The organism is Gordonia shandongensis DSM 45094 (genome assembly GCF_000423025.1).
Classification (GTDB): domain Bacteria; phylum Actinomycetota; class Actinomycetes; order Mycobacteriales; family Mycobacteriaceae; genus Gordonia; species Gordonia shandongensis.
Map to the genome: position 1 here is coordinate 1 of NZ_AUHE01000026.1, position 3,040 is coordinate 3,040.

Below are 3,040 nucleotides of genomic sequence, written 5' to 3' on the forward strand. Positions count from 1 at the left end.
CTGAGATGACCGTGCTTGCCCTGCATCCGGATCCTCCTGTGATCAGTGACTGCCTCATCTCACAGGACTCGTTGCACTGACCGCTTGAATCCGCCGATCCTCAAGGCTGCGAGCATCTTTTTCGCGAAGGAGCTCGACCACCCCTCGACGAAATGATCCGGTTCATCAACGAACATCGAGAGCGTTTCGGGGTCGAGCTCATCTGCCGCGTCCTTCGACCGGCAGTCCAGGGGTTCCTTACCTCCCGCGGCTACCGCGCCGCGGTCGCCCGTGTGCCCTCGGCGCGGCAGCTGACGGATGAGCTGCTGGTCCCGGAGGTCAGCCGGTTGCATGCGGAGAACTACGGTGTCTACGGGCGTAGGAAGATGCATGCGCTGATGCGCCGGCACGGATGGGAGGTCGGCCGCGACCAGACCGAACGCCTTATGCGCCTGGCTGGAGTTCGAGGCGTGAAGAAGTCGAAGCGCGTGTTCACCACGCGCTCGGACAGGACCGCGGAACTACCAGGTGATCTGGTGAACCGCCGGTTCACCGCCCCCGCGCCGCGCCGCGGCGGCTCTGGGTGTGCGATGTCACCTACGTCGCCACCTGGGGCGGGTTCGCCTACGTCGCGTTCGTCACCGATGTCTACTCACGACGCATCGTCGGCTGGAACGTCGCGGCGACCCTGAAAGCGGAGATCCTGCCGATGCAGGCGCTCGATATGGCCGCATGGGACGCCGGTGACGATCTCACCGGGCTCACGCACCACTCGGACCACGGGTCGAACTACATGGCGATGGTCTACACCGACCGGATCGTCGAGCTCGGCGCGGTTCCCTCGACCGGAACGGTCGGCGACTCGTTTGATAACGCGATGGCCGAGGCCGTGAACAACCTCTACAAGACCGAGCTGATCCGTCAGCGCAGTCCGTGGCGGACCGTTGAGCAGGTCGAGGTTGCGACCCTCGAGTGGGTCTGGTGGTGGAACAACTCCCGCCTCCACGGCGAGCTCGACATGCGCACCCCCATCGAGGTCGAGCAGGCGTACTACTCTGACCTGGAATCAGCCAATCCGGCCCCCGCCGGACAAGGCCCACGATAGGAACGAAAGCCAGGCCGATTCAAGGCTTCGCCCAGAACCAGATCTGGCTCGCCCTGGTCGAACTGGCCTGCGATCTGCTCGCCTGGACCCAAATGCTCGCCCTGACCGGCACCCCGGCACGCCTCTGGGAACCCAAACGTCTGCGGACCCGACTGTTCTCGACCGCGGCTCGTCTGACTCGCCACGCCCGGCGACTCCGGCTTCGCTACGACCAACAACACCCGTGGACCAGTCTGATCACCGCCGCCCTCCACCGCCTGGCCGCCTACCCAGCACCCGGCTGACCCGACAGCCGGGCCCCGACCGCACGACATGAAAGAACCTGATCTTCCGGTGATGTGGAACCCGGACGCACCGACGCTCGGCGACCTCGTCGTACCCGACAGGCATAATCAGGCGCGCAGCCAACAATCCGAAACCGCACAGGCCAGGACATCACCCCGATGAAATTTCGAGGCTAGCGGCAAGGCGTGCTTGGTGAATCCTCCGCCAGGCTTGGTATCTCAAATCGTCACCCGGCATGCCGGTGACGGCTTCTCGGGCTGCAGATGGCGGCAAGCAGGTCGCTCGGAACTGCGATGATGGCAATGTGAATGAGCAAACGCAGCACCTACCCACTGGAATCCGAGTCGTAGTGTTCGATGTCGGCGAGACACTCGTCGATGAGTCTCGCATGTGGGCACAGTATGCGGAGGCCGCAAACGTCGCGCCGTTCACGCTGATGGGGGTCATTGGATCGCTGATCGAACGCGATGAGCCGCACAACAAGGTTTGGGACATCCTCGGAGTTGCCACGCCGGCAATCGAGACGGAGATCCGAGCCGCCGACCTTTACCCGGACGCACTCGACTGTCTCATAGCCGCAAAGGACGCCGACCTCGTCGTCGGCATTGCAGGTAATCAACCTGCTGGGGCAACGGAGTGTCTGTGGAAGCTCGGCTTTGCCGCAGACTTCGTCGCGTCATCGTCGGATTGGGGCATCTCGAAACCTTCGCCAGGCTTCTTCTCTCGCATTGCCGAAAGTTCCGACGCTGAGCCCCACGAAATCCTCTACGTAGGTGACCGTCTCGACAACGACATCGTCCCCGCTGCCGTCAGCGGCTTCCGAACCGTCTTGCTGGAAAGGGGGCCATGGGGCCGTATCCACAGTCGTCGAGCCGAAAGTGCTCGCGCCGACCTCTGCTTGGGGTCACTGGACGAACTGGCAAAACTATTGAACGTCCCGGACGCCGGGGCTCGCGTTGAGTCCGCCAACGTCACTCAGCCTCGTGAGCCGCGGATAAGAAGCGTGCGTGCTGCCGACGTCGAAATGTTGGTGGAGCTGTTTAATGATCTGTCGTATCCGGCGACCGCCGATCAGATCCTTTCTCGAGTATCGCGGCTGCTCAGGGATGATATGTACAGGATGTGGGTGGTGGAGAACGGCGAGAACGGCCTCGATGGCTTTGCCGCCGGTCACATTGTTTTCCCGGTAGAGGACGACCAGCCGGCAGCCCAACTCATCGCGCTGGTGACCTCGGAGCACGCACGAGGCGGAGGCCTCGGAGCTGAACTCTGTGCGGCCTTCGAGGAGTGGGCGCTATCCCAGGGCGCTCATCGCGCCGTGGTCAACTCGGGTTCCGATCGTTTACGGTCCCATGATTTCTACAAGAGCCGCGGTTGGGAGCGGACCGGACTGAGGTTCGGGAAGCGTCTCGCGTAGACACACCGCCATCTTCAAATGACGGGAATTGACTGATCGGACGTTCACCCTGTGAGGACTGATGGACAGTAGTGCCGCATAGAGTGGGGGATCCTATTGATGTCATACTGCGGATTTGGCTTCGATCTGGGCCAGTAGGCAAAGACGGTGCTCGCCCTTGAGGAATGATCAAGACCTGTGGATCTGGGAGGGCGTGCCTTCCCGCAGAATGATCCCGGTAGTCACTTGATCAAGTCAGCGTTGCAGCGCTGGCG

General features: G+C 62.5%; 2 protein-coding genes and 2 pseudogenes. All 4 read left to right on the forward strand.

Annotated elements, in window-relative coordinates:
* The first annotated feature begins 152 nt into the window (after positions 1–152).
* The gene (locus tag G528_RS18965) at positions 153–671 is read left to right on the forward strand and encodes an IS3 family transposase (protein ID WP_084638245.1); all 519 of its coding nucleotides are present in this window, start codon (positions 153–155) and stop codon (positions 669–671) included.
* A pseudogene (locus tag G528_RS18300) lies at positions 554–1,084 on the forward strand (transposase); the annotation flags it as partial. The gene G528_RS18965 and the pseudogene G528_RS18300, both read left to right, overlap by 118 nt.
* A gap of 20 nt (positions 1,085–1,104) precedes the next feature.
* Positions 1,105–1,368, forward strand: a pseudogene (locus G528_RS0114405) (transposase); the annotation flags it as partial.
* A 236-nt stretch (positions 1,369–1,604) separates the two neighbouring features.
* Complete coding sequence (locus tag G528_RS18745; protein WP_211220639.1) at positions 1,605–2,786, forward strand: GNAT family N-acetyltransferase; 1,182 nt, start codon at positions 1,605–1,607, stop codon at positions 2,784–2,786.
* Positions 2,787–3,040: the final 254 nt, after the last annotated feature.